This window comes from Sphingosinicella sp., assembly GCF_013911755.1.
Taxonomy (GTDB): domain Bacteria; phylum Pseudomonadota; class Alphaproteobacteria; order Sphingomonadales; family Sphingomonadaceae; genus Sphingosinicella.
In genome coordinates this window covers 53,610-75,711 of sequence record NZ_JACESP010000004.1, presented here as the reverse complement: position 1 = coordinate 75,711, position 22,102 = coordinate 53,610, and the positions used below count along the sequence as shown (strand labels likewise).

Below are 22,102 nucleotides of genomic sequence, written 5' to 3'. Positions count from 1 at the left end.
GCGCCCGATCCGGCGCGGGGATTTCCCCGGCCCTTTTCCAGCACATGCTCCGCGATTCAGAAACGCTGGCGCCTTCATTTTTTAATCGAGAATTGCCATGTCCACACGTTCCAGGAGAATGCGCTCGGTATTGATGACCGGCGCAAGTACGGCGCTGCTCGCCACGTTGGGCGCAACACAGGCGCTGGCCGCAGGACCGTCGGAAACGACTTCCTCGACCAATTCGGTGAGCGTCCAGCAGGAGTTCAACGACTATTCCACGCCGACTGCAGGGCTGGCGTTGAACGGCAATACCGAAGGGTCGGTCAACGCCACCGTCAACAACAACGACGCGACTGCCTACGCGCTGACCAACAGCACGGTGACGGTGGGCTCGTCGGCGACGACCGGCAATGCCTCGACGGCGACCGGCTATGCCAACACCGCCACCCTGACAGTCAATGGTGACCTCAACAACGTCACCGGCTCGGGCTATGCCACCCAAACGGCCTCATCAGCTGGTGCAACGACCGGCGCCAAGGTCGACGGCACGACCGACATCGGCATCGCCCTGACACAGCAGAACGCCAGCACGGCCGCGACGGTGACCGATGGCACCGACATGGGCATCACCATCGATCACGGCATGTCGGGCAGCACTGCCAAGATCGCCGGCAACAGCCAGAGCGCTACCGGTGTGCTGAACTCGGGCGTGACCGCGCTCGACACCAGCGTCAACAGCACGAGTGGTTCGTCCGCCATCGGCGTGGCCCAGTCGAGCCTCGACGGTTCGCTGACCGCCTCGGTGTCCTCGCTTGACAAGTTCTCGACCGGTTCGGGGCCGTCCACCACGGCGCTCACCGGCAGCACGGTCGCTTTGTCGAACAACAGCCAGGCTGCCACTGCGGTCGCCAACTCCGGCTCCAACAGCCAGGCGATCTCTGGCAATGATGTTACCCTCGCAGGTCAGTCTGATGGTCAGGCCAAAGCGGGGCAGACCTATGTGGCAGCTGCCGGTCCGGATCCGGAAGTGCCCAACACTTCCGCCGTTGCCGGCTATGCCATCGCCTCGAGGCAGGAACTGGCGGTGACAACCGCCGGCGCCAAGACCGTTACCGCTTCGGTCGATGATGCAGCAGGCACCGCAGGCTATCTCGCTTCGGTCACCGGCAATGTGACCGGCTCGACGCTGGCCAATGACAGCAACTCGGCCAAGGCGCTGGCGCGGGGCAACGAGGTTTCGAACGCCACCACGATCGACGCCAACAGCATTGCGACGGGCAGCCTGGCGACGCCGTCCTCTGGCACGGTTGCCGCGATCGCCTCGCAGCAGGATGTGACCGTCGCCACCGGTATGCAGACGATCGTGGCGCAGGTCGGCGGCGCAGGCTCGGACGGCCCGATCGTGTCGAACGCGATCACCGGCGATGTGACCGGCAGCTCGGCGATCACCGCCTCGAACAACAGCGTGCTTGCCGATGCGGCGGCCAACCGGGGTGGCAACGCCATCACCGCATCGGCCACCACTATCAACACGCTGGGGACCGAAGTCCCCTCGGCAAGCGTTGCTGGCGACGAAGTGTCGACCGCTAACTCGGCCTTTGCCGTGGCAAATGCACAATCGGTCGCGTCTGGCACCAGCGTGCAGGCAGGCTTGACCAACAGCTTCTCCAGCCAGACGAGGAGCACCGATGTCAGCACCGCGATCAGCGGCAGCCTGATCAGCTCTAGCATCGCTTCGAACGGCAACAGCCTCGCAGCCAATGCGGCGGGCAATGAAACGCTCGGCACTGGCAATGCAATTACGCTGTCGGGCACCAACCTCGCGACCACTGCCGCCATTGCCAGCGATCAGACGATGAACGGCACTGCCACGGCGTTGATCGGTAAGGCGGGGACAGCCGCAACGGCGCCGAGAACATACGTCTTCCCATTCACCGGAACCACCACGTCAGGCACTTTTTCCGGCCAGACAGTGGATGATGGCTATACCCAGTCTGAGGTGAATTTCCTCAACGCTCAATATGGCGCGGGCTTTACTTTCAGCCGCGACGCTTTGACCGGTACCATCTACCTTGTCGCTACTGGACAAAGCGCCGGAACTACTTCGTTCCTGGCTTCCTACACGAGTGGAGGCTCTGCGGGAAAGCTCGCGACAGGTGGCGCGATTGTCACGGTCGGTAACGATATCACCGGCAGCATCGTGACCGTCGATGGCAACAGCACCGCCGGATTGGCCCGCGGAAACGGCGCTAAGAATGTCTTGGCCGCAAGTGCGACCAATCTGACCGCAGGTAAAAGCGGAGGTCTGGTGGCTGCTTCGGCCACAGGCGCAGGAAGCGCGATGGCGGACATGGCTGTTTCCAGCACACAGACCAACACGGGAGCGCTTACCAGCACAGTCGGCGCGCTGTTCGCTGTGTCTGCGACGGGTGTCTCCGGCACGACCCTTAGCGATGTCAGCGCCAGCAAGGTGTCGGTGTCAGACAACGCTCAAAGCACGAGCGTTTCCGGCAATGCCGGCACCAACAGCGTAACGCTCGATGCCACTAACGTCGCGGCCACCTCGGCTCTGGCCAATAACCAGACCAATTCGGGTACGCTCACAGCGACCATCTCCAATTTTAGTGGCGCCAATGTCACCATTGGTCGGGATATCGCCAGCAGCAGCGTTCTGGTGAATGGCAACGTCCTCTCCGGCGTGACCACCGGTAACGCCGCGACCAACAATGTCGCCGTAGCCGGCAGCGGCACGCTTCTGGCTTCGGACACCACCAGTGGTGCAACCGCGAACCCGAGCACTGCCACTGCACAGGCAGACCATGCCCTTGCCAGCATCCAGGTGGTGGACGGCGGTGAAACGACGACCGTGGCAGGGACGTTCAATATCGCAACCCTCGGTGTTGGTGCTCCGGTGGGGCCGACCGCCAGCGACGTGACCGCCAGTGCGCTGTCCGTTTCGGACAACGCGCAGTCGGCAACGACCAACGGTAATACGGCAACCAACAGCGTGGTGCTGAGCGGCGGTAGCGTCTCCACCAATGGTGCGCTTCTGTCGAATCAGAACGCTGCGGGAACATACGCTTTCTCGGCGACTTCGACGATGGCTGTGGCCGCGCCGGCGGCGAGCAGCACGTCGACACTGGCGCTGGACAATAACACCAACAGCGCGTCTTCGATGGTCAACACCGCAATCAACAGCATGACGATCGCTGCCGACACAAGTCTGACCTCGACGACCTCGGGTGGCGCTAACGCATCGTTGGCTGGTTCGACCGTTGGAGACTTTGTCGCAGGTGCCGATTATGTCGTGAATAATGTCCAGTCCGTGGCCGACAAGCCGACCACTGCCACGGAGACGACCACCATCGGCAACAACGACCGAGGTTCGCCATTCGCAACCGATGGTATTAACCAGAGCACGGTCGATCTCAGTGGCAATGCCACATCTGCGACCGCGCTTGCTAACCGCGTGACGAATTCGCTGACCCTGTCGGCCAATTCGGACAACGCTTCGGCCGGTGTTCTCAACCAGCAGTCCAGCGCCGCCGTGGTCACGGCGAATGCCACGACCACGGCGGATGTCGCTCTCGCAGGATATAACGCCACTTCGCCGGCCGTCGATCCGAGCCCGCTGGACAGCAGCTCGGTGGCGCTCAACAGCAACAGCACCACGGCGCGCGCCGGCGGCAACAACGCCACCAACGCGCTCTCGGCCTCGGCGACCAGCTTCGCCAACACGAGTTCTGGCGGCTCCGCAACGCTGCAATCGTCCCGTGCGGACACCGTCTCGGCAAGCTTTGCCGTGATGAACGAGCAGACCAGCACCGGCGCCATCGCGGCGGCGGCGAACGTCACTTACGGAGCCGCGTTCAACACCCTCGGAACGGCGCCTTCGGTCACCAATTCGGCGGTGACGCTGAATGGCAACAGCGCGGTCTCGGTGGCCTATGGCAACGCCGCGACCAACTCGCTGACCCTGACGGCTCTGAACAGCCCGGCGACCGGCGCGGTCCCAACCACCTCTGCCATTGCCGGCAACCAGAGCAATACCGGAGCGATCAATGCCAGCACCGGCGTCACCACTGGGGCGCTCGCGATCAATGCGGTGGCGACCGGCGCTAACAACACTGGCGGCGTGACCAATGCCAGCTTGTCGATCAATGGCAATGCCCTAGCGTCGGCTGCCTATGGCAACAGCGCAACCAGTTCGCTCAGCCTCAGCGCCAACACAATAAATGTCGCGGTAGTGCATTGATGACCATGCGTCCACTTCCTCCTGTACAGGACCGTTTCATATGACCCTCGCGTCAGGCCCGATAGCCCGGGGCCGTCCGCCCCATGGGCCGCTGCTGAGCGAGATCAACATAACTCCGCTGGTGGACGTGATGCTCGTACTTCTGGTGATCTTCATGATCACCGCGCCGCTCGTCGCGACTGGCGTGAAGGTCGATCTACCCGAAGCGCGAACCCGCGAACTCGCCTCCGACAGCAAGCCGCTGATGATCACGATCGATGCGACCGGCGACATTTTCATCGGAGATGCCGTGGTTGCCCGTGAGGCGTTCGGCGACACCTTGCGCCAACTGGCGCAGGCTTCCGGCGATCCCGCCAGCCTGAGGGTCTTCGTTCGCGCCGATCGCACCCTTGCCTATGGAACGGTCATGCAGATCGTCGCCGAGGTTGGCGCCGCAGGCTTCCCGAAGGTCGCCTTCCTTTCGGACTCGCGCCTGCCCAGCGACCAGAAGGAAGCGCCGTGAATGCGCGTCTGCCTTCCCTTGTCTCGTTCGTCCTGCATCTCGGACTGCTGGCCTTGCTGTCGCTGGTGACCTTTCGCGCGCGCGATCTCGTGCCGCCGCCCGCCGGCATGGCGATCGAAATTGTCGATCTCGACCACGCCATGCCGCTGCCTGATCCCGTGCTTGCAAAGCAGCAGCATGTCGAACAAGCCGCCCGCGCTGAGGTCGAACCCGTCGACGCCTCTGCCGTTGAAACATCTTCCTTTCCGGCTGCACCCGCGCCATCGCCGGCACCGCAGCCCGTGACGGCGCAAGCCGTTTCGCCTCCCTCGCCAACAAGCGCGCCACCGATGCCCGCGCTTGGACCCGGCCCGGTCGCCAGACCGCAGCCGGCGGCGCCGGCGCCACCCGTACCCCCGGCGCCGGCGCCCACGCATATTGCTTCCCCCGTCTCTTCACCATCCGCCGCAGCGCCTGTTACAGCAACAACACCAGCACCATCGCCGCCGCGTCGTCTTGATGCGGCCGCGCTGGCCCGCTCGCTCGGGCAGCCCGCCGCGCCGGCGCCGCGGCCGCGTCTCAATTCCGCAGCGATTGGCTCCGCGATCGGGCAGGCCGTGCCCAAGGGCGTGGCGGGCCTTTCGATCCGGCAGCGCACCAACCTCGCCGACATGATCCGCTCGCAGATCACCCCTTGCTGGAACCCGCCGCAGGCGGAGGACAATAGCGGTCACGTCACCATAGTCATGCGGATCAGGCTTGGCCGGGATGGGGGCGTGCTTGGCACGCCGGCGCTATCCCGCATCGGCGGTCAGACCGCAGCCAATGGCGCATATGCCAATGCGCTTGCCGGGAGCGTCCGGCGCGCCATCCTGCGTTGCGCTCCCCTAAAGCTCCCGCCTGAACTTTATGACGCCTGGGCTGACGTCGAGCTAAATTTCGATCCGAGAGACATATCATGAGACGGTCGTTCCTTCCTGCGGCTCTCGTCCCGCTCATCGCTCTGGCATCTCCGCTCCGGGCCGAAGGGCCGCTCCATGTCGATATCACGCAAGGCGTGGCGTCCCCCTTGCTGATTGCCGTACCCGATATTCTGAGCGGCAGCATTCCCGACGTTGCTGGCGGCGAGGATGCGGGCGCGGCCCTGGCGAAAATCGTGCGGGCCGATCTGGTGTCGACCGGCCTCTATCGGCTTGTGCCTGTCGATGGACACTATTCGATCGCGGACGACGTTGCTTTTGCCCCCTTCGCACGCGCAGGCGCACAGGCGCTGGTTCTTGGACGCGCGCGCCCTGCCGGGAACAATCAGCTGGCCTATGACTGCGCGCTCTACGATGTTTTCGGTGCCCATGTCGAAGCCTCGCAGCGCATCATCGTGGCGACCGCGCAATGGCGGCGCGCCGCCCATAAATGCGCCGACATGGTCTTTGCATTTACCACCGGCGATCCGGGGCATTTTGACACAAGGCTGCTGGTCTCTACACAGGACGGAGCGATCCCGGGCCAGCGCACCCGATTGGTGTCGATGGACTATGACGGCGCGAACGCGACGGAATTGACCCAAGGCAAGGAACTGGTCGCGACGCCCCGCTTTGGGCCAGGCAGTCGCCGCATCGTTTTCCTGTCCTATGTCGACGTCGCTGCACCGAGGCTCGTCGTCGCCGATCTGGACAGTGGCTCCACGGCCGCGCTCAAGGTCCCTGCTGGCGTCCCGTCAGCTCCCCGTTTCTCACCGGACGGTGCAACCATCGTCTTCTCCCTCGCCCATGACGGTGAGGCCGATATCTATGCCGTCGACCTGGCCAGTGGCAACATGCGCCAGCTCACCAGTGGCGCAGGCACCGATACCAGTCCCTGCTTTGCACCGGACGGGCGTGGGATCGTCTTCGAGTCGAACCGATCTGGCGAATCTCAGCTCTATGTCATGGCGCAGGACGGAAGCGATCAGCGTCGCATCAGCTTTGGCGCAGGCGGACATGCCTCGCCGGTCTGGAGCCCGCGCGGCGACCTCATCGCCTTTACGCAGATCGACGGTGGAGCGCTCCGCATCGGGATCATGAAACCCGATGGATCCAAAGAGCGGATACTCACATCGGGCAGCCGCGACGAAGACCCGAGCTGGAGCATGAGCGGGCGTGCCATCATGTTCCAGCGCACCGCCGCTGGCGCCATGCTGCCGACGATCTGGCTGACCGATCTGACCGGAAAAGTACAGCAGCCGGTTGCAACCGGCGCAGCGGCCTCGGAGCCGGCCTGGTCGGGGCAGCGGCCATGAGGGTTCGGTGGATACCCGCGGCTCACGGCTTGGCCTGCCTCGCGCTGTGTGGCGCGCTCGCCGCCTGTCAGCGGCCGACGCAGCCATTACTGCCGCCGCCGTTGTTCGAACTTCAGGGACCGCCGCCTGAGCCGCTCGCCACGCGCGAGAACAACCTCCCTGCCCAGGAGATACGGGACGTCGAGACGCCCGCGACAATAGAGGATTTCGAACGCTATGCGGGCACGATCCGCATCCTGTTCGCGCGAGGCAGCGCCGAGCTGACCCCGATCGCCCGCGCAATTCTCGACCGGCAGGCGGAGTGGTTGCGCGCCCACCCGGAGGTGCGGGCTTCGCTCCAGGGGCATGCCGATGAACTGGCGCCGCGCGAGCAGCAGTTCGCACTCGGCGAAAAGCGCGCGGCCACCATGAAATTCTACCTCACCGCGCGGGGCGTCGCACCCCAAAGGCTTTTCGTGACCTCCTTCGGCAGGGAGCATCCGATCGCGACCGGCAGCGGCGAGGCAAGCCAGAGCCAGAACCGCCGTGGCGAGACCGTCCTTCTCGGTCTTCCCGGCGGCCTGTCCAGACCATGAGGGGAAATTGAAGATGCGTCCTGTTACTTTCGTACTGACGGCCTTGGCCGCTATGGCTTTAGCGACACCCGCATGGGCTGAGCCCGGCGACGTGCTGATCAAGATCCGGGGCGGTTATGTCCTGCGCACGGGCAGCAGTGTCGTCACGGTCGATGTGGGCGGCACGCCGGTCTCCGCAAAGGCAAAGGCGGCGCCGGGTGGTGAAGCGAGCCTCACCTTCTTCATGACTGATCACCTCGCGACTGAGCTGACCCTTGGTGGCGCGCCCTATGACATAAAGGACAGCAACGGCAGGACGCTCGTTTCTGCCGGTCTGATCACCCCGACGGCCATGCTGCAATATCATCTGATGCCGGCTTCGAAGCTGCTGCGGCCTTATGTGGGCGTGGGTCTGTCCTATGCCAATTTCTACAGCGAAAAGGCGGGAGAAGTCCTCACCAATCGCGTGGTGACACCGGCGATTTCCTATTCGGCGGATATCAAGGGCGGCCTCGCACCGGTCGCACAGGTCGGCGCCGATATCGCGATCAACGAGCAAATCTACATCAACATCGACGCCAAATATCTCGGCGCCAATTCGAAGCTCACGCTCGACCAGGGCGGGACCAGCCAGACCGTTTCGCACAGGATGCGCTCGATCATCATGGGCGCAGGCGTGGGATTCCGCTTCTGATGCGCTACCAGCTTTCGCCTTGGCTCCCGAGCAAACGCCTTGCGCTTCAATGGGCGGCGGCGGTGCTCGCGCCGCTGTCGTTTGCGGGCGTGGCGCATGCGCAAAGCCTGGGCGCTATCGAGCAGCGCCTGCGGCAGGTCGAACAGAAGGTGGGGCTACTCGAAACAGGAGGATCAGCCAGGGGAGCCGCGAGCGCTGCATCAGACCAGCCTGTATCGATCGACGCCCTGATGCAGCTCGATCGCAGGCTCGCTGCTCTGGAGCGGGCCCTCTCCGGACTCATTTCCGCGCAGGAACAGGATCACCGCGCGCTCGTCATCGGCATGGCCCAGGTGCAGACCATAAAAGGCGATACCGAGGCAAGGCTCGATGCGGTGGAACGCCAGGCGGCCGCACCTGCGCCGCCGCCGGCATCTATTCCGCAGCCGGTCGCACCCGCCGCGCAGCCGCTCAGCGCTGACGACCGCTTTGAACAGGCGATGCTCTATGCCGAGCGGCAGGACTGGCCGAGGGCCGAGCTTGCTTTCGATAGTTTCGTCGCGGCCTGGCCTTCCGACCCCCGCGCCAGCGAGGCACGCTTTCAGCTTGCCCGGGCTTTTCAGGGACAGGGCAAGCACGCGCAGGCGGCCCAACTCTTTCTCGAACTCTACGAGAAAGCTCCCAATGCGCCGTTCATCATCGACGACCTGTTTGCGCTCGGACAAGCCCTGACCGACATGGGGCCAGCCAATAGCGCGCAGGCCTGCGACGTCTATGCCGAGATCGAGACGACCCATGGTGCAGCGCTCACGCTGGAACAACGCTCCCAATTGCTTGATCGCCGGCTGGCGCTGAAATGTCCCGGCTGAGTTCGGACCCGTTCGATCGCGCGACCGCGACGGGCGGCGGTGATCAAGCCGCCTTTATGCAGGGATGCCTTGATCCGATAGCGGAAGGCAAGATCACGCAGGGCCGCGCCGAGACAGGGGCGAACCCCTATGTCGGGTTGGGGCAGCTACTGGCCGCCGCTGGCGTCTCGACCGACCGCACGGAGCAATTGATCGCGGATATCCTGATCGATGATGCGCGAGAGACCCGGCTCGCCGTTTCACGCGATATATGCACGCTGGTCGACGGTTATGTCGCTGGCCTCGATCAACGCTATGGTCGTCGTCTCGACGATGCTCAAAGTCTTCTCCTGCGGCTTAGCATCGAACTCGAGGTGTCCAAGCGGCGCGCGAAAGAAGAGCGTTCGGGGAGAAGCCGGGTCATCATCGCGCTCCTCTTGCTCCAGCTTCTCGGCGTTGTCGGCATCATCGCTGCGTTGGCGTTGAATGGCGCCTTCGCTCCATCAAAGGCGGCCAGCCTCGCAGCGGGCAGGGAAGCGGCCGCCTATCTGGATGGGGCGGGAACATAGGGTGGCTGACAGAGGACCAACCGAATCTCAGGAATTGCACCAGATCAAGCAACTCGTGCGCGTGGCGGCCGATGCTCTGACCTTGGCGCAAACCCTTTTGGCTGATCGGATAGAACAGGAAAAAACTGCGGCGCGTCAGAGAAGAAAGCGTCCTCTGGAGGTGCAGCCTTCAGAGGATGTCCTGGCCAATATCCGGAACATCGCGACCGCCTTCGAAGAGCAACTCACGCATCCCGACCGGAAATTCTCGGAATGCTGGCGCGATCTGGTCAAGACGCGCATTCATCACCGCATCCATCGCGCCGGACGGCCGGGTGCCGCCATCCTGCTGCGAATGATCGAGGAACCCGACGTGTTCGTGGATCAGAAGGTTCTCGCTTCGTCGGCGGGCGTTGCGTCGAAATCCCCCAATGTCATCAAGGTCTATGTCTGCCATCTGCGCAACGGGCTGGAGGATCATGGGCTTCCGGCCGACCTCATCGAGACCGGGACACGCAGCTACCGGCTGCGCGCCCACGCCATCCCCAAAATCATGGAACTGGTGACGAGGCCATGAGCGAGGTTTTTCGGGCAGTCAGAGCAGCGGGCCATAGTGCCGGCTTCTGCCTGTCCTGTCGGACTGGAACAGCATAGCGCCTATGCTTCGGATCATCCAGGAAATCGAGGCCGATGGCAAACCTCCGGCCCTGATTGATCCGGTCTCGGTCCGGACAGGCGTCGAGCGAGCACAGATCGAAACGGCACTGGCCGTCGAGTTGCATGGGTCGTTCGGAAAAGCAGCCCGCGCGCTCAATATGCTGCCCAAGACCGTCAACAAGCGCGTGCGGGATCTCGAATTCCAACTGGGATGCCCAGTGTTCGAACGGCAAAGGCGTCGGCTGGTGCCTACGCCCGCTGGCCGCGTATTCCTTCGGCATACCGCAGAGATTCTCCAGGACTTCCATCAACTCGTGGGAGCGGTGCGACGCATCGCAGATGGCAAGGCTGGCCAGATCGCCATCGGCTATCATGGCTCCGTCGCGAACGGGGATTTGCATCGATTGTTATTTGCCGCCGATCCGGCCTATCCGGATATTCAGCATCTCCCCGTCGAACTGTCGCACGATCGGTTGTTCGAGACATTGGCGAGCGGGCGGATCGATCTGGCCATCGTTCGCGGAAATCCCGCCAATTTTCAGGGACTGAGCGCCCCGCTTTGGACGGAACGGATTATTCTGTGCCTGCCGGTCAAGCACCCGCTTGCATCGCGTCCCTTGCTGCAATGGCCGGATCTCATCGGCGAGACGTTTCTCGTGTCGGGCTATGATCCCAGCGATGCGATCCGCGAACTGCTGGAGGATCGCTTCGCACCGCTCCAGGTCTCACCGCCCATCGTCATCCATGACATCAGCACGCGGGGCGTCATTAACATGGTCGGTGCAGGACGCGGTATCTGCCTTTGCCTCGATTCCATGCTCGGCGATCAGTATGCGGGCACCGTCTTTCATGAACTGACGGGCGCGATCGGACCCGAATATGTGACCAGCTTTGCCTGCTGGTTGGATGATAACCCCAATCCGGCGCTGAAACGCCTGCTCGCTCGTCTGCATCGACAATATGCTGGAGCGATGAAGATCGAGTCGTCCATTACATATCCGGGAGGAAAATCATGAAAAGGACCGCGATTCTATTGGTCATGCCTTTGCTGTCGACATTGACAGGCTGTGCTTCCATTGGCCGGATCGAAACACCGGGCGAGAAGGCTTCGGCTTATGGCTATGTTCCGCTTGATCCCTTGCCGGTCGATCAGGCCAGCGGTGCGGACAGCTGCACGGAGACATCTGGCGGAGGCAATGTGACGGCCAACGCCGATGTTCTCAGCAGACTGCCAGACCAGACGATCCGGTTTGCGGTCGCGACATTCGACCAGACGAAGGGGAGCCTGACGTTCGGTCCAGCGACGCTCACCAGTAAGGGCGGCCAGTATAAGGCCGTGCTTGACTATATTCAGGCCGATGCGGTTCCCGAAATATTCTACATCCGCAAACGTGTGACGGTGCCAGGCCAGACTCAGAGCGTTCCGGTTGCGCTCAGCGATCCCTTGCCGATGGGCGGCAAGATCATCGGTTATGATGCTGTCATCTCCAACAGTACCGGCATGCAGGCGGCCCTACAGTCTGTGGCTCCTGCGGAGGTTGCTCTCGCACGCTCCCGTTTCCTGGAGGCGGAAGCCGAGAAATTCGCGGAAGGTCATTATCAACAGGTAACAGTGCCGGTCTATGTCGGGATAGGCCTGCGTCTCTCCGCTGACATCCTGTCCCTGCAGGGTGGCCTCACATTGGCGGGGCTGTCCGCGATCGGGGCAGAGGCTGAAGCGAAACGGGTCACCGGGACGCTCACGGTCCAGTCGCTCGGCGTCAGCGGTAAGAGCATTGCGACTGCCTTGCCGTTGCCGAGCAAACTCGACCAGACCACGATCGAGAATGCGATCCTTGCCATCGGCAATATGCGCGCCACGCTCTATGCAACCGGTCAGGGAACGAACGATCTCTACAAGCAGCCGCGTATCGTTGGTCTCTATTCGCCAGTCGGATCTGACCCGCTGCTGATCAACGCGCTCTATTCCGAATTGTCGCGAATCAGACCGCGCTGGCTGGTGCCTTGCGGGGCGGCCGGACAAGGGAAGTCCTGACCGGCCTGTACGCCACTGCCTGTCTTTTTGCGCTGGCTTTCGCTGCGATCAACGCGCTGTTGAACCGCGCAGCTTTCTGCGTCTCTTACTCATCCCCATCGCGCCGGGCGGATCATCGCCAGCGCGCTCGAACGGGGATATGTCATGGGCGCAGCCAGCCAGAGATCGGAAGTCCATGCACGCGGCGCGCGGATGCTGCGCACCGCCATGGGCACGTCGATCGCGGCATGGCTCGCCGATCCTACCGTCATCGAAGTCATGCTCAATCCCGATGGCCGCCTCTGGATCGACCGGCTCGGCGAAGGGATCAGCGATAGCGGGGAGCGCCTGTCGCCTGCCGACGGCGAGCGCATCATCCGCCTCGTCGCCCATCATGTCGGGGCTGAGGTTCACGTCCGATCGCCACGCGTCTCCGCCGAACTGCCGGAAAGCGGCGAGCGCTTCGAAGGCCTGCTGCCGCCGGTCGTGACCGCACCGGCCTTTGCGATCCGCAAGCCCGCCGTCGCGGTCTTCACGCTCGACGATTATGTCGCGGCGGGCATCATGTCTCGTGCCGAGGCCGAGGTGCTGCGCGCTGGCGTCGCCAACCGGCTCAACATCCTCGTTGCGGGTGGCACCGGCACCGGAAAGACCACGCTCACCAACGCGCTTTTGGCGGAAGTCGCGAAGACTTCCGATCGTGTGGTGCTGATCGAGGACACGCGCGAACTGCAATGCGCCGCGCCCAATCTCGTCGCGATGCGCACCAAGGATGGCGTCGCGTCGCTCTCCGACCTCGTGCGCTCCTCGCTGCGCCTGCGACCCGACCGCATCCCGATTGGTGAGGTGCGAGGAAGCGAAGCGCTCGACCTTTTGAAGGCCTGGGGCACCGGTCATCCCGGCGGGGTCGGCACGATCCACGCCAACACGGCCGTGGGTGCGCTGCGTCGCATGGAGCAACTCATCCAGGAAGCCGTGGTGACCGTGCCCAAGGCGCTGCTCGCCGAGACCATCGATCTCGTCGCCGTGCTGGTCCGGCACGGCACCGGGCGGCGCCTCGCCCAGCTCATGCGCGTCGAAGGCCTCGATCCTGCCCTCGGCGACTACCGCCTCACGCCCGCAACCCCCGACATCGGAGAAAAACCATGATCGATCTGTCCCGCCGTCCCGCCCATCGGCTTGGCGCTGCACCTCTCGCCCTTTGCATGGGCCTCATTGCGCTCGCGAGTCCCGCTTATGCCTCGGGCTCGTCCATGCCATGGGAAGCGCCGCTCCAGTCGATCCTCGAATCGATCGAAGGCCCGGTCGCCAAGATCGTCGCGGTGATCATCATCATCGCGACCGGCCTGGGGCTCGCCTTCGGCGATACCTCGGGCGGGTTCCGGCGGCTGATCCAGATCGTCTTCGGCCTGTCGATCGCCTTTGCGGCGTCGAGCTTCTTCCTCTCCTTCTTCTCCTTCGGCGGCGGAGCGCTGGTATGATGGAGGCTGGGCAAGAAGAGGTGCCGGGGTTCCTGGCGCCGGTCCATCGGGCATTGTCCGAACCCATCTTGCTGGGCGGCGCCCCGCGCAGCCTGGCCATCGTCAACGGCACGCTCGCCGGCGCGCTGGGCCTCGGCCTGCGGCTCTGGCTCGCGGGCCTCGCGCTCTGGGCCATCGGTCATGCGCTCGCCGTCTGGGCCGCGCGGCGCGATCCCCAGTTCGTCGATGTCGCCCGCCGTCACCTCAAATATCCCGTCTGGATGCGGCCATGATCAACCTTTCCGAATATCGCGCCAAGGCCGCCTGCCTTGTCGATTTCCTGCCCTGGGCCGCGCTGGTGGCAAAGGGCGTGGTGCTCAACAAGGACGGATCGTTCCAGCGCAGCCTTCGTTTCCGCGGACCCGATCTCGACAGCGCGACACCAGCCGAACTGGTCGCGGTGACCGGGCGCCTCAACAATGCGCTGCGCCGCCTCGGTTCGGGCTGGGCGGTGTTCGTCGAGGCGAGCCGCGTGCCCGCCCAGGACTATCCCGACAGCGCCTTTCCCGATCCGGTCTCCGCCTTGGTCGATCAGGAACGCTACGAACAGTTCTGTGAGGAAGGCTCCCATTACGAGAGCTTCTACCATCTGACGCTTCTGTGGATGCCGCCCGCCGAGGATGGCGCGCGCGCGGAGAGTTGGCTCTATGAGGGCAAGTCGGGTTCCGGCGTCGATCCGCATGAACTTCTCAAAAGCTTCATCGACCGCACCGATCGCGTCCTGCATCTGGTCGAGGGCTTCATGCCCGAGGTTGCCTGGCTCGATGACGGCACCACGCTCACCTATCTGCACAGCACGGTATCGACCAAGCGCCAGCGCGTGCGCGTGCCGGAGACGCCCGCCTATCTCGATGCGCTGCTCACCGACGAGGGTCTGACCGGCGGGCTCGAACCCATGCTGGGCGAGTATCATCTGCGCACGCTCACTATCACCGGCTTTCCGACCGCGACCTTTCCCGGCCTGCTCGATGAACTCAACCGGCAGGCCTTTGCCTATCGCTGGTCGACCCGCGCGATCATGCTCGACAAGACCGATGCCACCAAACTGCTGACCAAAATCCGGCGGCAATGGTTCGCCAAGCGCAAGTCGCTCGCCGCGATCCTCAAGGAGGTGATGACCAACGAACAGTCGGTCCTCATGGATTCCGATGCGTCGAACAAGGCGGCCGATGCCGACCTGGCGTTGCAGGAACTGGGCGCGGACGCGGCCGGCATCGCCTATGTCACCGCGACCGTCACCGTCTGGGATCGCGATCCAGCCCTCGCTTCGGAAAAGCTGCGGCTGGTCGAGAAGGTCATCCAGGGCCGCGACTTCACCTGCACGATCGAGGGCATGAACGGCATCGAGGCATGGCTCGGATCACTGCCCGGTCATGTTTACGCCAATGTCCGGCAACCGCCGATCTCCACCCTCAATCTCGCCCATATGATCCCGCTGTCCGCGGTCTGGGCGGGGCCGGAACGGGATGAGCATTTCGGCGCTCCCCCCTTGCTCTATGGCAAGACCGAAGGCTCGACCCCGTTCCGCTTTTCCCTCCATGTCGGCGATGTCGGCCATACGCTGATCGTCGGCCCGACCGGTGCGGGCAAGTCGGTGCTGCTGGCGCTCATGGCGATGCAGTTCCGCCGCTACCCCCAAGCCCAGATCTTCGCCTTCGACTTCGGTGGCTCGATCCGCGCCGCCGCGATCGGCATGGGCGGGGACTGGCAGGATCTCGGCGGCGCGCTGCATGAAGGTGATATCGGCGACGGCGTCGCGCTGCAACCACTGGCCCGGATCGACGAGCCGGGCGAACGCGCCTGGGCCGCCGAATGGCTGGCCGCGATCCTGGCCGGTGAAGGCGTTTCGATCGACCCCGCCGCCAAGGAGCATCTCTGGACCGCTCTGACGTCGCTGGCGTCCGCCCCCGTTGGAGAACGCACGCTCACTGGGCTTGCGGTGCTGCTGCAAGCCCAGGAGCTCAAACAGGCGCTGGCGCCCTATTGCGTCGGCGGTCCCTGGGGACGGCTGCTCGACGCCGAGACCGAGCAGCTGGGCGAGGCCTGTGTCCAGGCCTTTGAGACCGAGGGGCTGATCGGCGCGGCCTCGGCCGCCGCGGTCCTCGCCTATCTCTTCCATCGCATCGAAGGCCGGCTCGACGGGCGCCCCACGCTCATCATCATCGACGAGGGCTGGCTGGTGCTCGATAGCCCGGCTTTCGCCGCGCAGCTGCGTGAATGGCTCAAGACCCTGCGCAAGAAGAACGCCAGCGTCATCTTCGCCACGCAAAGCCTCGCCGACATCGAGACGTCGAGCATTGCGCCCGCCATCATCGAAAGCTGCCCGACCCGCATCTTCCTGCCCAATGAGCGTGCGGCCGAACCGCAGATCCGCCAGGTCTATGAGCGCTTCGGGCTCAATGCCCGGCAGATCGAGATATTGAGCCGGGCGACTCCCAAACGCGACTATTATTGCCAGTCGCGGCGCGGCAACCGGCTGTTCGAACTGGGGCTGGGCGAAGTGGCGCTCGCCTTTGCGGCGGCCTCTTCGAAAACCGATCAGCGCGTGATCGGCGAACTGGTCGCTGCCCATGGCCGTGCCGGCTTCGCTGCCGGCTGGCTCAAGCATCGCGGTCTCGACTGGGCCGCCGGCCTTCTGCCCGAACCCGCATCACCGTCCGACCCGGACGATCCCTTCCTGCCGCTCGATCCCGAGGAGTTCAATCCATGAAGACGCCGTCGTTTCGCCGGGCCCTGCTGGCCGGCATCGTCAGCCTGACCGCGCTGGCCGGGCCTGTGCTCACCACGCCGGCGCAGGCGCAGTTCGGGGGGATCGTCTATGACCCCAGCAATTATGCGCAGAATGTGCTGACCGCCGCCCGTTCGCTCGAGCAGATCAACAACCAGATCCGCCAGATCGAGAACCAGGCGACCAGCCTCATCAACGAGGCGAAGAACCTCACCAGCCTGCCGGTCTCGACGCTCTCGACCCTGCAGCAACAGGTGCAGCAGACGCGCCAGCTTCTCGGGCAGGCCCAACGCATCGCCTATAATGTCCAGGACATCCAGAGCGCCTTCACCCAGCGCTACAACGGCGCCAACCTCACCGGCTCGCAGGCGCAGATGGTCGCCAATGCCGAGGAGCGCTGGAAGGACAGCGTCGGCGCGTTTCAGGACGCGCTCCAGGTCCAGGCCGGTGTCGTCGGTAATATCGATGGGGCCAAAGCGAGCATCGACACATTGGTCGGCGCGAGCCAGTCGGCGAGCGGGGCGCTGCAGGCCTCCCAGGCCGGCAATCAGCTGCTCGCGCTCCAGTCGCAGCAGCTCGCCGACCTGACGGCTGCGATCGCCGCGCAGGGTCGGGCCCAGACGCTGCAAGCCGCGCGTGATGCCGCCACCGAAGCGGAAGGCCGTGAGCGCTTCCGCCGCTTCCGGGGCAATTGAGATGCGGCGGCCGGGCCGGATCGCGCTTGGCGTGGCGATGATCGGCCTGATGCTGGCCGTGACGGTCGGCATCGCGATGGTGCGGCCGGAAAGCGGTGGGCCGGGAAACGGGGCGCTGGCGGGGAACGCAGCGGTTGGCGCGGCCGCTGGCGCTGCGCCCGGTCCCGCCACCCGCACTCTCGCCCGCTGCCGCACCCTCACCATGCCCGACAGCGGCTGTGAGGCAGCCTGGGAAGCGCGGCGGCGCCATTTCTTTGGAGAGGATAAGCCCCAATGAACGATACCGGCGTGATCGACAGCTTCCTGTCGGTCTTTACCAGCTATATCGACAGTGGCTTCGGCCTGCTCGGTGGCGAGGTCGGCTTTCTCTCCTCGACCCTCATCGTCATCGACGTGACGATTGCCGCCCTGTTCTGGGCCTGGGGCCAGGACGAGGACGTTCTCCAGCGTCTGGTCAGGAAGACGCTCTACATCGGCGTCTTCGCTTACATCATCGGCAATTTCTCGAACCTCGCCAACATCCTGTTCCAGAGCTTCGCCGGGTTGGGGCTCAAGGCCTCGGGCGGCGGCATGGCGCTCTCCGACTTCATGAAGCCCGGCACCGTCGCCGCGACCGGCCTCACCGCCGCCAAGCCGCTGCTCGACGCTACCGCCGATCTTCTGGGACCGGTCGGCCTTTTCACCAATTTCGTGCAGATCCTCGTGCTGCTCATTGCCTGGCTGATCGTGGTGCTGGCCTTCTTCGTCCTCGCCATCCAGGTCTTCATCACCATCATCGAGTTCAAGCTGGTGACGCTCGCCGGCTTCGTCCTGCTCCCCTTCGCCTTTTTCGGGCGCACCGCCTTCATGGCCGAGAAGGTGCTCGGCCATATCATCTCGTCGGGCATCAAGCTCCTCGTCCTGGCCGTTATCACCGGCATCGGCACCACCCTGTTCAGCCAGTTTACCTCCGCAGGCGTCGGCGCCGATCCCACCGTCGAACAGGTGATGGCGATCGCGCTCGCCGCGCTGACGCTGCTTGGTCTGGGCATCTTCGGCCCCGGCATTGCCAATGGCATCGTCACCGGTGGCCCTCAGTTGGGCGCTGGCGCCGCGGCCGGAACGGCATTGGCTGCAGGCGCGACATTGGGCGGCGGTGTGGCGGGAGCCCGCCTCGCCGGTGGCGCCGCGATGGGCATGGCAGGCAGCGCCGCCACAGGCATGGCCCGCACGGCTGGCGCTGCTTCGGGTGCCTATAGCGCTGGCGCGGCCGGACGATCGGGCGCGGCGGCGGTCGGCGCAGGCCTCGCCAATGTCGGCAAGAGTAGCGGCGGCGCGGTGGTCTCGCCGCTGCGCCGCGCCGCGCAAAGCCTCAAGCAAAGCTATGCCGATGGCCGAAGCGCAGCTTCAGGCGCCGCCGCCGGTGCGGGGGCGCAGGCTTCCGCCGCCGCATCCGGCACCGGATCCGCCGCGGCCGCGCCGCCCGCCTGGGCTGCGGCGATGAAGCGCCGGCAGGCGATCACCCAGGGCGCCACCATGGCCGCTCATACCCTGAAGGGCGGCGACAGCCATGGCGGCGGCGCCGGTCCCGACCTCTCGCAGAAGGACTGACACGCAATGTTCAAGCGACCATCGATCCGTTACGGGCAATCGCCCGACCCCGTCACCCCCTATCAGCGCGCGGCGCAGGTCTGGGACGACCGCATCGGCTCCGCGCGCGTCCAGGCGAAGAACTGGCGGCTCGCCTTCTTTGGCTGCCTGGCGCTCTCCGGCGGTCTGGCCGGCGGCCTCGTCTGGCAATCGGCGCGCGGCACGATCATTCCCTGGGTGGTCGAGGTCGACAAGCTCGGCGAGGCGCGCGAGGTCGCGCCCGCCACGGCGGACTATCGCCCCACCGACCCGCAGATCGCGTTCCATCTTGCCCGCTTCATCGAGAATGTCCGCTCGATCCCCGCCGACGGGATCGTGCTGCGGCAGAACTGGCTGCGCGCCTATGACTTCGCCACCGACAAGGGCGCCCTGTTCCTCAACGATTATGCCCGCGCCAATGACCCGTTCGCACAGCTGGGCAAGATCCAGGTCTCGGTCGAGGTGTCGAGCGTCATCCGCGCCTCGAACGACAGCTTCCGCGTGGCCTGGACCGAACGCCGCTATGTCGATGGCGCCCTTGCCGAAACCGCGCGTTGGTCTGCGATCCTGACCGTCGCCGTCCAGACCCCGCGCGATCCCCAGGCCCTCCAGAAGAACCCGCTCGGGGTCTTTGTCGCCAATCTCAACTGGTCGAAGGAACTCAACCCATGATCTGCCTGTCTCCCGCGAGGGCGCGCTCCGGTGCGCTGCTCTGCCTGCTCGCTTCCGTCTCGCTGCTGTCCCTGGGTGCCGCCGCCGAGGCAAAAAGCCGCAGGGCGCCGCCCGCGCCGATGGTCGCGGCCACCCCGGCGCCCGAACCGCGCCGGGCGGTAGAGGTTGTCAGCGTACCGACGCCGCTCCCGCTTCCCGGCCAATTGAAGCCCCTCGAATCCTCCGCCAGCGCCCGTGAACCCGCCGATCCGCGAACGCGCGTCACCGCCGCTAATGCGGCCGCGCGCGTGCAGCCGAGCAAGGGCGGCTATTTCAACGCGATCCAGCAATATCCCTATGCCGATGGCGCCCTTTACCAGGTCTATACCGCGCCCGGTCAGGTCACCGACATCGCCCTTCAGGACGGCGAGGAGCTGGTGGGATCGGGACCGGTCGCGGCCGGCGACACCGTGCGCTGGATCATCGGCGACACCGTGAGCGGGGCCGGATCGGCAAAGCGCGTGCATATCCTGGTCAAGCCGACCCGCGCCGACATCGGCACCAACCTCGTCATCAACACCGATCGGCGCACCTATCATCTCGAACTGCGCGCGACCGCCTCGACCTACATGGCTTCGGTCTCCTGGACCTATCCCGCCGACCAGCTCATCGCGCTGCGGCGCGCCAATGCCGAGCGCGAACGCGGCGCGCCGGTCGCCTCGGGCATCGATATGGAGCGGCTCAATTTCCGTTACCGCCTGTCCGGCGACAAACCGTCCTGGCGGCCCGCCCATGTCTTCGACGACGGGCGCCAGGTGATGATCGAGTTTCCCGATGGCGTCGCCACCGGGGACATGCCGCCGCTCTTCGTGCGCGGCGCCGACGGCAATGCCGAACTCGTCAACTACCGCGTCTCCGGCCGCTACATGATCGTCGACCGGCTGTTCGATGCGGCCGAACTGCGGCTCGCCACCCGCAAGGGTGAGCAGCGAGTCACGATCGAGCGGCAGGACGCCCCTGCGCGGAGGGCGTCATGAACCGGCCGGAACGGGAAGAAGGACCGGGTGAGATGGCGCGGGAGGCGACCGTAGCGCAGCCCGCCAATCCCGGCGCCTTTCGGCTTGCGGGGCCACCGCCGCGCGTCACGCGCCTGTCGCGCAAGGCCCTTGCCGTCATCGGCATGGTCGCCGGGATCGGGATCGGCGGCTCGCTGCTCTATGCGCTGCGCCCGGTCCATCATGCCCCCGCAGTCAATCTCGTCGATACCGACAGCCGCAACAAGGCCGATGTCGTGACCGCCGCGCCGGCGAGCTACGACAAGGTGCCGAAACTCGGCCAGCCTATGCCGGGCGATCTCGGACGGCCGATATTGTCAGCGCAGCAGAATGGGCAGAGCGTGCCGGTGCCGCCGATGGGGCCGGCCGCGGGACAGCCCGATCCGCGTCTCGCCGCCGCCGAGCAGGCTCGCCAGCGCGTGATGCAGGAGCGGGAATCGGCGAGAGCCAGCAAGCTGTTCCTTGGCGCTGAAGGCGCGCGCTCTGCTTCTGCCGCGAACGCTGGCGATGGTGCGCAGACGGCCCGCGCGGTCTCAGCGGGCGATGGTGCTGGCGCGGCGCCGGCTGCCCAACCGACCGGCCAGGCCGCGAAACGGGCTTTCCTCCAGAATGGAGGCAATCGCGCCGTCGTCAGCAATGAGCGGATCATGGCGCCGGCCTCGGCCTACATGGTGCAGGCGGGCAGCGTCATTCCGGCCGCGCTGATCACCGGGATCCGTTCGGATCTGCCGGGCCAGATCACCGCCCAGGTGACGCAGAATGTCTATGACAGCGCGACGGGGCGCATCCTGCTGATCCCGCAAGGCTCGCGGCTGATCGGGGACTATGACAGCGAGGTCTCGGCCGGGCAGAACCGCGTGCTGCTGGCCTGGGATAGGCTGATCCTGCCCGGTGGCCGCTCGATCCTGCTCGACCGCCAGCCTGGCGCCGATGCCGCGGGCATGTCGGGCCTTCAGGACAAGGTGAACTATCATTGGGGCAATATGCTCAAGGCCGCGATGGTCTCGACCCTGCTCGGCGCCGGCACGCAGCTCGTGGCCCAAGGCGATGATGAACTCACCCGTGCGCTGCGCTACGGCATGCAGGACACGATCAACCAGACCGGGCGGCAGGTCGTGCAGCGCGAGATCAATGTACCGCCGACGCTCACCGTGCGGCCGGGGTTTGCGATCCGGGTGGTGATCACCCGCGATCTTGTGCTCGAGCCTGTTCAGGGGGCGCAGCCATGAGCCGGCTGCGTCTGGGGCCGATCCTCGAGGAAAAGCCCGTCAAGCTGACGGTCGAACTCCCGGGCGCGCTGTTCCGGCAGCTTGCCGACTATGCCCGCGCTCATGCGGCTGAGAATGGCTTGTCCGATCCCGTGCCAGTCGAACGGTTGATCGCTCCTATGGTGGAGCGGTTCATTATGAGTGATCGGGGGTTTGTGAGGCGTAGGCGCGGCAACGGTTCCTGATCCGGCAACGGATCGTGCACGGTGCATGATTTTGGCGGCACGGTACGTCCAAAGGGATGACGGGCAGCCATCACGACCCTATCATGGACACCGAAACAAGTCCCC

Annotated in this window: 22 protein-coding genes; all 22 read left to right on the top strand. The window is 65.1% G+C overall.

Annotated features, from left to right (window positions below; genetic code table 11):
• Positions 1–118 precede the first annotated feature (118 nt).
• The 22 genes from H2052_RS04580 to H2052_RS04475 all read left to right on the top strand — a co-directional run bounded on the left by H2052_RS04580 (position 119) and on the right by H2052_RS04475 (position 21,997).
• The gene (locus tag H2052_RS04580) at positions 119–4,237 is read left to right on the top strand and encodes an S-layer family protein (RefSeq protein WP_293778614.1); all 4,119 of its coding nucleotides are present in this window, start codon (positions 119–121) and stop codon (positions 4,235–4,237) included.
• Between the two features lie 40 nt (positions 4,238–4,277).
• The gene (locus H2052_RS04575; protein ID WP_087574347.1) at positions 4,278–4,739 is read left to right on the top strand and encodes a biopolymer transporter ExbD; all 462 of its coding nucleotides are present in this window, start codon (positions 4,278–4,280) and stop codon (positions 4,737–4,739) included.
• Positions 4,736–5,680, top strand: a complete 945-nt coding sequence (locus tag H2052_RS04570; RefSeq protein ID WP_087574346.1) for a cell envelope integrity protein TolA — start codon at positions 4,736–4,738, stop codon at positions 5,678–5,680. Before H2052_RS04575 ends, H2052_RS04570 begins: the two co-directional genes overlap by 4 nt.
• Positions 5,677–6,993: a Tol-Pal system beta propeller repeat protein TolB gene (gene tolB / locus H2052_RS04565; protein ID WP_087574345.1), complete on the top strand. Its 1,317-nt coding sequence runs from the start codon at positions 5,677–5,679 to the stop codon at positions 6,991–6,993. Before H2052_RS04570 ends, tolB begins: the two co-directional genes overlap by 4 nt.
• Positions 6,994–7,022: 29 nt before the next feature.
• On the top strand, positions 7,023–7,568 hold the full coding sequence (locus tag H2052_RS04560) for an OmpA family protein (protein ID WP_165418764.1): 546 nt from the start codon (positions 7,023–7,025) through the stop codon (positions 7,566–7,568).
• Between the two features lie 13 nt (positions 7,569–7,581).
• Positions 7,582–8,241 carry an OmpW family outer membrane protein gene (locus H2052_RS04555; protein WP_130753340.1) on the top strand — a complete coding sequence of 220 codons (660 nt, stop codon included), beginning with the start codon at positions 7,582–7,584 and terminating at the stop codon, positions 8,239–8,241.
• The gene (locus H2052_RS04550) at positions 8,241–9,089 is read left to right on the top strand and encodes a tetratricopeptide repeat protein (protein WP_087574342.1); all 849 of its coding nucleotides are present in this window, start codon (positions 8,241–8,243) and stop codon (positions 9,087–9,089) included. Before H2052_RS04555 ends, H2052_RS04550 begins: the two co-directional genes overlap by 1 nt.
• A complete protein-coding gene (locus H2052_RS04545; RefSeq protein ID WP_087574341.1) occupies positions 9,077–9,637 on the top strand; it encodes a hypothetical protein in 561 nt (186 codons plus the stop codon). The genes H2052_RS04550 and H2052_RS04545 overlap by 13 nt, the downstream gene beginning before the upstream one ends.
• 34 nt (positions 9,638–9,671) lie before the next feature.
• Positions 9,672–10,193 carry a hypothetical protein gene (locus tag H2052_RS04540; protein WP_087574340.1) on the top strand — a complete coding sequence of 174 codons (522 nt, stop codon included), beginning with the start codon at positions 9,672–9,674 and terminating at the stop codon, positions 10,191–10,193.
• An 82-nt stretch (positions 10,194–10,275) separates the two neighbouring features.
• Positions 10,276–11,289 (top strand): LysR family transcriptional regulator, encoded by a 1,014-nt coding sequence (locus H2052_RS04535; RefSeq protein WP_087574339.1) that lies wholly within the window; start codon positions 10,276–10,278, stop codon positions 11,287–11,289.
• Positions 11,286–12,308, top strand: a complete 1,023-nt coding sequence (locus tag H2052_RS04530) for a hypothetical protein (protein WP_130753346.1) — start codon at positions 11,286–11,288, stop codon at positions 12,306–12,308. Before H2052_RS04535 ends, H2052_RS04530 begins: the two co-directional genes overlap by 4 nt.
• 192 nt (positions 12,309–12,500) lie before the next feature.
• Positions 12,501–13,436 (top strand): P-type conjugative transfer ATPase TrbB, encoded by a 936-nt coding sequence (gene trbB / locus H2052_RS04525; RefSeq protein ID WP_174827299.1) that lies wholly within the window; start codon positions 12,501–12,503, stop codon positions 13,434–13,436.
• A complete protein-coding gene (locus H2052_RS04520) occupies positions 13,433–13,768 on the top strand; it encodes a TrbC/VirB2 family protein (protein WP_087574336.1) in 336 nt (111 codons plus the stop codon). Before trbB ends, H2052_RS04520 begins: the two co-directional genes overlap by 4 nt.
• Positions 13,768–14,040, top strand: coding sequence for a VirB3 family type IV secretion system protein (locus H2052_RS04515; RefSeq protein WP_087574335.1), 273 nt, complete (start codon positions 13,768–13,770; stop codon positions 14,038–14,040). Before H2052_RS04520 ends, H2052_RS04515 begins: the two co-directional genes overlap by 1 nt.
• Positions 14,037–16,517 (top strand): conjugal transfer protein TrbE, encoded by a 2,481-nt coding sequence (trbE, locus tag H2052_RS04510; RefSeq protein ID WP_087574334.1) that lies wholly within the window; start codon positions 14,037–14,039, stop codon positions 16,515–16,517. The genes H2052_RS04515 and trbE overlap by 4 nt, the downstream gene beginning before the upstream one ends.
• Positions 16,514–17,230 carry a P-type conjugative transfer protein TrbJ gene (trbJ, locus tag H2052_RS04505; protein WP_087574333.1) on the top strand — a complete coding sequence of 239 codons (717 nt, stop codon included), beginning with the start codon at positions 16,514–16,516 and terminating at the stop codon, positions 17,228–17,230. Before trbE ends, trbJ begins: the two co-directional genes overlap by 4 nt.
• Entirely contained in the window at positions 17,199–17,507 is a 309-nt protein-coding gene (gene trbK-alt, locus H2052_RS04500; RefSeq protein ID WP_165418767.1) for a putative entry exclusion protein TrbK-alt, read from the top strand. Before trbJ ends, trbK-alt begins: the two co-directional genes overlap by 32 nt.
• On the top strand, positions 17,504–18,820 hold the full coding sequence (gene trbL, locus H2052_RS04495; protein WP_087574331.1) for a P-type conjugative transfer protein TrbL: 1,317 nt from the start codon (positions 17,504–17,506) through the stop codon (positions 18,818–18,820). The genes trbK-alt and trbL overlap by 4 nt, the downstream gene beginning before the upstream one ends.
• A gap of 6 nt (positions 18,821–18,826) precedes the next feature.
• Complete coding sequence (gene trbF, locus H2052_RS04490) at positions 18,827–19,510, top strand: conjugal transfer protein TrbF (RefSeq protein ID WP_006963476.1); 684 nt, start codon at positions 18,827–18,829, stop codon at positions 19,508–19,510.
• On the top strand, positions 19,507–20,526 hold the full coding sequence (gene trbG, locus H2052_RS04485; RefSeq protein ID WP_006963479.1) for a P-type conjugative transfer protein TrbG: 1,020 nt from the start codon (positions 19,507–19,509) through the stop codon (positions 20,524–20,526). The genes trbF and trbG overlap by 4 nt, the downstream gene beginning before the upstream one ends.
• Positions 20,527–20,558: 32 nt before the next feature.
• Entirely contained in the window at positions 20,559–21,773 is a 1,215-nt protein-coding gene (locus H2052_RS04480; protein WP_231382250.1) for a TrbI/VirB10 family protein, read from the top strand.
• Positions 21,770–21,997, top strand: coding sequence for a DUF2274 domain-containing protein (locus tag H2052_RS04475; RefSeq protein ID WP_037491780.1), 228 nt, complete (start codon positions 21,770–21,772; stop codon positions 21,995–21,997). The genes H2052_RS04480 and H2052_RS04475 overlap by 4 nt, the downstream gene beginning before the upstream one ends.
• Positions 21,998–22,102 lie beyond the last annotated feature (105 nt).

Coding starts and splice junctions, on each gene's coding strand:
- H2052_RS04550 (WP_087574342.1), top strand. CDS start 8,241: ATGCGCTACCAGCTTTCGCCTTGGCTCCCGAGCAAACGCCTTGCGCTT.
- H2052_RS04535 (WP_087574339.1), top strand. CDS start 10,276: ATGCTTCGGATCATCCAGGAAATCGAGGCCGATGGCAAACCTCCGGCC.
- H2052_RS04520 (WP_087574336.1), top strand. CDS start 13,433: ATGATCGATCTGTCCCGCCGTCCCGCCCATCGGCTTGGCGCTGCACCT.
- H2052_RS04580 (WP_293778614.1), top strand. CDS start 119: ATGCGCTCGGTATTGATGACCGGCGCAAGTACGGCGCTGCTCGCCACG.
- trbB (WP_174827299.1), top strand. CDS start 12,501: ATGCTGCGCACCGCCATGGGCACGTCGATCGCGGCATGGCTCGCCGAT.
- trbG (WP_006963479.1), top strand. CDS start 19,507: ATGATCTGCCTGTCTCCCGCGAGGGCGCGCTCCGGTGCGCTGCTCTGC.
- H2052_RS04575 (WP_087574347.1), top strand. CDS start 4,278: ATGACCCTCGCGTCAGGCCCGATAGCCCGGGGCCGTCCGCCCCATGGG.
- trbE (WP_087574334.1), top strand. CDS start 14,037: ATGATCAACCTTTCCGAATATCGCGCCAAGGCCGCCTGCCTTGTCGAT.
- H2052_RS04475 (WP_037491780.1), top strand. CDS start 21,770: ATGAGCCGGCTGCGTCTGGGGCCGATCCTCGAGGAAAAGCCCGTCAAG.
- trbJ (WP_087574333.1), top strand. CDS start 16,514: ATGAAGACGCCGTCGTTTCGCCGGGCCCTGCTGGCCGGCATCGTCAGC.
- trbL (WP_087574331.1), top strand. CDS start 17,504: ATGAACGATACCGGCGTGATCGACAGCTTCCTGTCGGTCTTTACCAGC.
- trbF (WP_006963476.1), top strand. CDS start 18,827: ATGTTCAAGCGACCATCGATCCGTTACGGGCAATCGCCCGACCCCGTC.
- H2052_RS04555 (WP_130753340.1), top strand. CDS start 7,582: ATGCGTCCTGTTACTTTCGTACTGACGGCCTTGGCCGCTATGGCTTTA.
- H2052_RS04545 (WP_087574341.1), top strand. CDS start 9,077: ATGTCCCGGCTGAGTTCGGACCCGTTCGATCGCGCGACCGCGACGGGC.
- H2052_RS04480 (WP_231382250.1), top strand. CDS start 20,559: ATGGCGCGGGAGGCGACCGTAGCGCAGCCCGCCAATCCCGGCGCCTTT.
- H2052_RS04515 (WP_087574335.1), top strand. CDS start 13,768: ATGGAGGCTGGGCAAGAAGAGGTGCCGGGGTTCCTGGCGCCGGTCCAT.
- tolB (WP_087574345.1), top strand. CDS start 5,677: ATGAGACGGTCGTTCCTTCCTGCGGCTCTCGTCCCGCTCATCGCTCTG.
- H2052_RS04530 (WP_130753346.1), top strand. CDS start 11,286: ATGAAAAGGACCGCGATTCTATTGGTCATGCCTTTGCTGTCGACATTG.